The sequence below is a fragment of the Roseitalea sp. genome (assembly GCF_984466335.1).
Genome location: NZ_CFIFWG010000008.1, coordinates 25,889 through 33,118 on the forward strand (window position 1 = coordinate 25,889; position 7,230 = coordinate 33,118).

The window sequence follows — 7,230 nt, forward strand, 5'->3', positions numbered from 1 at the left end:
GTGATCATCGCCTGAAGAGACCAAGATGGGGTGACCGAGCGCGGCCCGGCCACCCCGCTCCACGCTGGGAGTGTCAGGTGGTCCTATCGCGGGCGTCGATCCGCTCCTGAAGCCAATCCAGCACTTCCTGTTCAATCCACCCGACCCGGTTGTGGCCAAGCTGGACCCGCTTGGGGAACCTACCGGCCGCTTCCAGGCGCGCGATGTGTTGGGGAGAGTACAGAACCAGCTCCTTCAGCTGACGCTTTGATATGATCCGCATCGGATACTCCTCAGATTGAGGAGCATCGCGATGCCCCAAGGGTGACAATGCCCTGGGCGGAGGCAGGCTAACACGCGGTGCTAAGGCCTGCTATAGTCGACTATCCAAAGGCGCTCAGCAGGGACTTTGGGGCCACCACTCAACTGGCGAGAAACCTGTGGAAAGTTGAGTGATTGGGAGCCGCACTACCGTTACGGGAATAAATGTGGGTAACAGTGCGGTTATAAATATATTAAAGACTCTTGATATATTCTTAAAAACAGAGACTTATAAGACAAAATCAAATCCGCCCCGGGCACCACTCCGTTCCTCGCCACGGAACATGGCTGCATGAAGACCATTCAAGGCCAGCATCTTATGGTCTTTATACTGCGGATAGTGTTGAGAGACTCTCCTTGATGGGCGCTTTGGCCGCTGATGCAATTTCCCAAGTGATTTGGGAGGCTGTTGACGATGATGGGACCGAAGAAGGAACCGCAGGCGGCGCTGTTCTATGAGTTTGATCTGGATCGGCATGTGCCTGCCGCTCATGTGCTGCGCCAGATTGATCGGCTTGTGGACCTCTCCGATATCCGCTCCGTTTCGGCGCCGACCTACAGCGATATTGGTCGCCCTTCAATTGATCCCTAACCGGTCGCTCGCATCCTCGCCGATGCCGGCTACAACTTCTCGCTGCTGGTCACATGGTTCAGGCAGATCTTGTGGCTGCTCACCGTCCTGATCAGTATCCGCCCCAGATCAATCACAGCCTGAAAATCGAATTCCCTTCACGACCGATTAACTGGGCACGGATCGTGTCTGCGTACCGCCTCTATAGGGCGAATCCATTCATTGGATGCTGTCCAGCGCTCAAGCCTCTAAACTGCGGCCTTCAAAAAGCCGGCTATCCATTCAGCGCTGACGTCGGTGTCGTCTTGCCCCGATAAAGACCTCAGCGCAGGCGCAGCAGCGTCCCCAATCTGCTCGATCCTGCAACGTATCAGGTCGGCATTGAGGTCGGGCGTGAAATCGGGATGCTGCTGGATCGCCAGGAAATGGCCTCCAACTGTGAAGCCGCTATAGGGACAAAAGGCGCTTTCCAAGAAAACTTCGGCGCTGGGCGGCAACTGCGTAACCTGGTCCTGATGCATGGCGTGCAAAACCACATCGCCTCTTACCTGCGCCCATCCCGTATCGCGGACGACATTCACGGGCATAAGTCCGGCACCCCACCCTTTATCTGAGCGAGATACGCGCCCGCCCAAGGCCTGAGCAATTGCTTGATGTCCATAACAAACGCCGACCAACGGTATCGCTTCACCGTGAAGCGTCCTAATAAACGCGATCAGCCCGTCCTGCCATTCATATGCATCAAAGACCGAGTATTTTCCGCCCGTTATCAGGTAAGCATCGAACGCATGTGGAGTGGGTAGCTGGCCGACAACAGCGCTGATGACCGACCATTGGGCATCGGGCAACAATGGCGTGAGAATCCGCCGAAATCGCTCCGGAGAGGGCGGATGCCTGATCTTCTCATTGGGATCATGATGGCCAACGTGGAGAATACAAATCTTCATTTCCAGAAGGGTCCCGGCTTCTAGCGCTCAGCTAGCACCTTGAGCCGTACGCAGAAACGATATTGCTGCATCTAATGCCGCCATAAGAGTCCACCTCATAATCCTATCTTATGGCACAAGTGAGTTCATCAATACGCTTTTAATGCAAGCAAAACCCATTAGCCTGATTTCCAGTTGCTGCTGACGGAAGGTCTCAATGGGCATCACATATCTCGGTGAAAACGCCATAAGTAAATCACATCATTCAGAGGTGATCACGGCGGCTGAACGCCAGTCGCCTTTAATGCTTTCATTTCCCCATTCTGGAGACGTGTATCCGAGGGACTTTGGCTACAGCGCGAAGCTCAGCCATGCCGAGATCGATCATCCTTCGGATAAATACGTCGATGAGCTGTTCTGCGCTGGAGACGCGCTTGGTCTCAGCACAATTAAAGCCAACTTTCCTCGCGCCTACGTAGACGTCAATCGTCATCAGCACGATATCGATGCTGATATGCTTGACGATGCGAGCGCCTGGCCAGGGCGGTTTTTGCCGAGTGGATCAGTCGAAGTCGGGGCCACGCTCTTTTGGTCGAAAGCGTACGGGGTGCCGATCTATGAGCGCAAGCTGACCGTTCAAGAGGCACATGACCGCCTGGCCCGTTACTTCGTTCCCTACCATCAGACTATGACGAAGATGGTTGAAAACCTGCGGGCCCGTCACGGCGAGGTTTACATCGTCGATTGTCATTCGATGACCCGCTTTGATCACAAGTTGCGCGGTGGCAAGGAACGCCCTGAAGTCGACATCGGCACGCGAAACGGCGCCAGCTGCGCTCCGGATCTTGCACATAAGATGTCGGAGCTTTTCAGCGCGCGCGGGTACGACGTGGGCATCAACAAGCGCTTCATCGGTGGCGAGATTACGCTGCGCTACGGCTGGCCCAGGATCGGCCAGCACATCCTCCAAGTCGAGTTGCGACGCGACCTTTACATGGATGAAGGCACGCGCGCGAAGACAGAGGGCTTTGAGAAGGTGCAAGCGGACTGCGCATGGGTTCTCGAACAGTTCAAAATCTACACAGAAAACCGCTTGACCACATCGCATCCCGTTGCCGTGGGCACGCTATGACGAGGAACACGCCAATGAAGAAATCGTCGATCGCTCTGGGCCTGATTGCCGTGCTGACCGCGCCATCGGTGGTCAATGCAGAAACGCTGCGGATCGCCTTTTCATCGGCACCGCGCTCCATGGACCCCATCCCCTTCAGTGGCGCGCCGACGGCCTCTTTGCGTGAGCATGTTTTTGAGGCGTTGGTGGGCGCCGACGACAGCCCGCTTCTTGCGAACGGCTGGACCTGGATCAGCGACACCTCACTGGAGGTCAGCCTGCGTGAAGATGTCTTCTTCCATGACGGCGACCCGCTGACAGCGCGCGACGTCGTCTATTCAGCTTGCCGGATGATGTACCAGGTCGATGGGCGGCGGAACCTGCTGACGTCATCCATGGGGCCAGTGGCGGACGTGGTGGCTCTTGACCAGCACACCGTGCGCTTCGACATGCATGCGCCTTATCCGCTGTGGATCCAAAAAATGAAGTTCTTGCCGATCATGTCGGCCACCGAGGGTGACGTGGCGGACGGCCCTATCGCATATGACGCCGAAGGCGATTGCGGTATCGCCGCCTATCCAACCCGAGCCGAGTATGAGGAAGGGTCGGCAAGCATCGGAACCGGCCCCTTTAGGTTTGTCAATTTCGATCCTTCCGGCGAGGCGAGCCTTGTTCGCAACGACAATTATTGGGGTGAGGTCTCCGAATGGGAGGGCGTCGAAATCCGAACCATAGGAAACGCCGGCGCCCGGCTGGCGGGCTTGTTGGCGGGCGATTTTGACGTCATCGAGAATCCCACCACCGAGGATTTGCCGGGCCTCGAAGCCAACCCGGACCTCGCCTATACGGCCACCCCGTCCTGGCGGTCGATCTTCCTGCTGTTCGATGTCAGCCCTGATGGCGCCCCCGGCGTGATCGCCCAGGATGGTAGCGCGCCCTTGTCAGACGTCCGCGTGCGTCAAGCGATGTCTCTTGCGATCAACCGGGAAGCTATTGCTGCGCGCTTGTTTGGCGGAGAAGCAACTGTCGCGAACCAGTTTGCACCCAACTATCGCACGGGCGCACCCGAACTCCCCGCATTGGACCATGACCCAGGGCGTGCTGTCGCTCTTCTGAGCGAAGCGGGCTATCCTGATGGTTTCAAGATCACCTTCGCAGCGCCGTCGGATCGGTATTCCAATGGCGCGCGTGTGGCTCAAGCCGTCGCACAGTACCTGTCTCGGATTGGCATTGAGGTGGACCTGCAAACGCAGCCCTGGTCGGTCTTCGCCACGCAACGGCGCGAACGCGAGCTTGGTGTTTTTCTATACGGCTGGGGGCATCCTCAGGGTGCGGCGCAGATGATTTCCTTTGCCTTTGCTTCGCGCAACGTGGAACTTGGCCTTGGGGCGTCGAACTACTCCAACTACACGAATGCCGATTTTGATGCCGCCATGCAGGCCTGGGCTGTCGAAACCGACGACACCATTGCCAATGGGTATCTGGGTGATGCGATGCGGGTGGTTATGGAAGATCTGCCCGGCGTACCTTTGTACTATCAACACACAATCTGGGCGCACCGGGCGGATCTTGAAATCGTTGGGCGCCAGGACGAACGGACACTCGCAACGACAGTGTCGCGTCGCTAGCAGCGCGGCATTCGCACTCAGGGGCAGGGCGTCTGCCCTGGACGTTTCAAGGGCTGCAAAAAGGCGGCGTCATGCTGAGCTTCATCGTCAAGCGTTTAGGGCAAAGCGCAATTCTTGTCCTCATCATGTCAGCGATGGTGTTTGTTGGCATGTATGTCGTCTCGGACCCGGTCGCCGTTCTCGCCGGTGAGGACTTCACAGAGGAAGACCGTCAGGCCCTTGCGGTAGAGCTGGGCATCGATCGCCCTCTTATCGCCCAGTACCTTACCTTTCTGGGCAATGTTGCCCAAGGCGATTTTGGAACGTCCTTTGTCTACAATCGGCCGGTTCTTGGCCTCATCATCGAACGTCTACCTGCAACGCTCGAAGTTGCCCTTGCCGCTATGTTCATTGGTTTGGTCGTGGGCATTCCACTTGGAGTCTACTCCGGTCTGAATCAAAAGAAACGGACGACGAAAGCCATCAGTTTTACAACGACGGTCGGCTATTCGATCCCGAATTTCTGGCAGGGCATCCTGCTGATCATGGTGTTTGCGGTCTGGTTCCAAGTTCTGCCAGCTTCCGGCCGAGGTGACACCGTTGAGATTTTCGGAGTTGGGTGGTCGATATTCAGCCTTGATGGGGTGAGTCACATGATCCTGCCGGCGCTGAACCTGGCGATTTATACCATCTGCCTGCAAGCACGCCTGGCGCGCTCCGGCACGCAAGAAGTGATGTATCAGGATTACATGACCTTCGCCCGCGCGAAGGGCATTAGCCGCGACCGGATCGTAAGGCGCCATCTGGTGCGCAATATTCTGATACCGATCGTGACCATCACTGGTCTGCAATTGGGTGGGCTCATCGCCTTTGCCACGGTGACTGAGACGGTTTTTTCCTGGCCGGGCATCGGCAAGTTGCTTCTAGATAGTATTCACAATTCCGACCGTCCGGTTGTGGTCGCCTACCTGATCCTGATCACCCTGATGTTTGTGACCATCAACTTCATCGTTGACGTGCTTTATGCGCTGCTTGACCCGCGCATCCGCTACGCGTGAGGCAAACAAAGATGTCAGCTGATACAACGACGACCGATGCACCCTCCCTAAGCAAATCGGAAGCCAAACAAGCAAAGTTCATCGATACATTCGCGAAGATATTCGGTGGCCACCCTGCCGCGATAGTCGGACTGATTGGCATTGTAATATTTGTTGTTCTGGCAGTTTTTGCGCCCCTGATTGCACCACAAGACCCGTACGATCAGGCACAACTCGACATTCTCGACAGTCTCCAGCCACCTGGATCGCACCTTTGGGACGGGACGCCAAGTCTGCTCGGCACCGACGCGCTGGGACGCGATATTTTGTCTGCCGTTCTCTATGGTCTGCGCATTTCCCTGTTTGTGGCGCTTGTCGCAGTCATTGTTGGGTCTGCGATTGGTGTCTTTATGGGTCTGCTGGCCGCCATGAAGGGCGGTTGGGTTGAAACCGTGATCATGCGCATGGTTGATCTGAAGATGAGTTTTCCCGGCATCCTGCTGGCCCTCATGGTGTTGGCGATCTTCGGAACTGGCATCGACAAGGTCATAATTGCGCTGATCATCGGAGCTTGGGCTTCGGAGGCGCGGCTGGTACGCGCCGTGGCATTGTCCGAGCTTAAAAAGGAGTACATCGATGCCGCCCGCCTGGCAGGCCTGTCCGATTGGCGCATTATGGCGCGGTTCCTTTTTCCGAACTCGATATCACCGGTCCTGGTGGTCCTGCCGATGTCAATTTCCGGCGCGATCGGGGCGGAGGCCACCTTGTCCTTCTTGGGTGTTGGCGTGCCAATCACGGAGCCATCCCTGGGCCTGCTCATCGCCAACGGCAATGATTACATCTTGTCTGGCAAATGGTGGGTTTCGATTTTTCCTGGTCTTGTGCTGGTGACCCTCGTGCTCTGCATCAACGTGGTAGCCGACCGTCTGCGCGATCACGCCAATCCCTACCTGCGTGGAAAGGACTGAACCATGTCGGACCCCCTTATCGAGGTCGACGAACTCACCATCGCCTATCCCATGGCCGATGGCAGGGCCTTCCGCGCTATCGACAAGTTCTCGATGACCGTCAATCGAGGTCAAATCGTCGGTATTGTCGGGGAAAGCGGTGCGGGAAAATCGACCATAGGCAAAGCCACGCTGGGCCTTCTGGACGAGAATGCCGTTATTGATACAGGCGGGGTTTTGCTCGACGAAGTCATGGTGACAAAGCTCGAAGAGCACGCATTCACCGATATTCGCGGCAGCAAGATTGGGTACATCTATCAAAATCCCATGACGGCTCTGAACCCCGTGTTGACCATCGGAGAACAAATTATCGAAGCAATCGAGGCCAACACAAGCAAGCGCGGTGCCGAAGCGCGCACCTATGCGATCGAGCTCTTGAAACAGGCCGAAGTACCCCTGCCTGAAGAGAGGCTCTCACAGTACCCTCACCAGCTGTCTGGCGGGCTATGCCAGCGCATTGTGTTTGCCATAGCGATTAGCGCACAACCTGATTTGATTATCGCCGACGAACCGACAACCGCTTTGGATGTGACCGTGCAGAAGGCGGTGCTCGGCACCCTGGTGAAGCTGACGCGACAGGAAAACATCGCCATCATTCTTATCACCCACGACATGGGTGTGGTGGCTGAGATGTGTGACTATGTTTATGTCCTGCGACACGGCAAGCTCAT

At 56.5% G+C, this 7,230-nt stretch carries 7 protein-coding genes and 1 pseudogene; 6 read left to right on the forward strand and 2 right to left on the reverse strand.

What is annotated here, in order from left to right; translation table 11 throughout:
• Positions 1 to 73: 73 nt before the first annotated feature.
• Positions 74 to 262: a helix-turn-helix transcriptional regulator gene (locus AC5E6L_RS01725; RefSeq protein ID WP_491770840.1), complete on the reverse strand. Its 189-nt coding sequence runs from the start codon at positions 260 to 262 to the stop codon at positions 74 to 76.
• Between the two features lie 453 nt (positions 263 to 715).
• Here AC5E6L_RS01725 and AC5E6L_RS01730 point away from each other — a divergent pair.
• A pseudogene (locus AC5E6L_RS01730) lies at positions 716 to 889 on the forward strand (transposase); the annotation flags it as partial.
• A gap of 230 nt (positions 890 to 1,119) precedes the next feature.
• Here AC5E6L_RS01730 and AC5E6L_RS01735 read toward each other — a convergent pair.
• Positions 1,120 to 1,818, reverse strand: coding sequence for a type 1 glutamine amidotransferase (locus AC5E6L_RS01735; RefSeq protein WP_491770842.1), 699 nt, complete (start codon positions 1,816 to 1,818; stop codon positions 1,120 to 1,122).
• Positions 1,819 to 2,014: 196 nt separating this feature from the next.
• Between AC5E6L_RS01735 and AC5E6L_RS01740 the strand changes: the two genes are divergently transcribed.
• The 5 genes from AC5E6L_RS01740 to AC5E6L_RS01760 form a co-directional block, all read left to right on the forward strand.
• Positions 2,015 to 2,929, forward strand: a complete 915-nt coding sequence (locus tag AC5E6L_RS01740) for an N-formylglutamate amidohydrolase (protein WP_491770844.1) — start codon at positions 2,015 to 2,017, stop codon at positions 2,927 to 2,929.
• A gap of 14 nt (positions 2,930 to 2,943) precedes the next feature.
• Positions 2,944 to 4,536: an ABC transporter substrate-binding protein gene (locus AC5E6L_RS01745; protein WP_491770846.1), complete on the forward strand. Its 1,593-nt coding sequence runs from the start codon at positions 2,944 to 2,946 to the stop codon at positions 4,534 to 4,536.
• Between the two features lie 71 nt (positions 4,537 to 4,607).
• Entirely contained in the window at positions 4,608 to 5,573 is a 966-nt protein-coding gene (locus AC5E6L_RS01750; protein ID WP_491770848.1) for an ABC transporter permease, read from the forward strand.
• An 11-nt stretch (positions 5,574 to 5,584) separates the two neighbouring features.
• Complete coding sequence (locus AC5E6L_RS01755) at positions 5,585 to 6,520, forward strand: ABC transporter permease (protein ID WP_491770850.1); 936 nt, start codon at positions 5,585 to 5,587, stop codon at positions 6,518 to 6,520.
• A 3-nt stretch (positions 6,521 to 6,523) separates the two neighbouring features.
• The coding region (locus tag AC5E6L_RS01760) for an ABC transporter ATP-binding protein (RefSeq protein ID WP_491770852.1) at positions 6,524 to 7,230 on the forward strand (707 nt) is incomplete at its 3' end.

Excerpts from the sequence above, each read along its gene's own strand:
- AC5E6L_RS01745 (WP_491770846.1), top strand. The coding sequence starts at position 2,944 with ATGAAGAAATCGTCGATCGCTCTGGGCCTGATTGCCGTGCTGACCGCG.
- AC5E6L_RS01740 (WP_491770844.1), top strand. The coding sequence starts at position 2,015 with ATGGGCATCACATATCTCGGTGAAAACGCCATAAGTAAATCACATCAT.
- AC5E6L_RS01750 (WP_491770848.1), top strand. The coding sequence starts at position 4,608 with ATGCTGAGCTTCATCGTCAAGCGTTTAGGGCAAAGCGCAATTCTTGTC.
- AC5E6L_RS01735 (WP_491770842.1), bottom strand. The coding sequence starts at position 1,818 with ATGAAGATTTGTATTCTCCACGTTGGCCATCATGATCCCAATGAGAAG.
- AC5E6L_RS01755 (WP_491770850.1), top strand. The coding sequence starts at position 5,585 with ATGTCAGCTGATACAACGACGACCGATGCACCCTCCCTAAGCAAATCG.
- AC5E6L_RS01725 (WP_491770840.1), bottom strand. The coding sequence starts at position 262 with ATGCGGATCATATCAAAGCGTCAGCTGAAGGAGCTGGTTCTGTACTCT.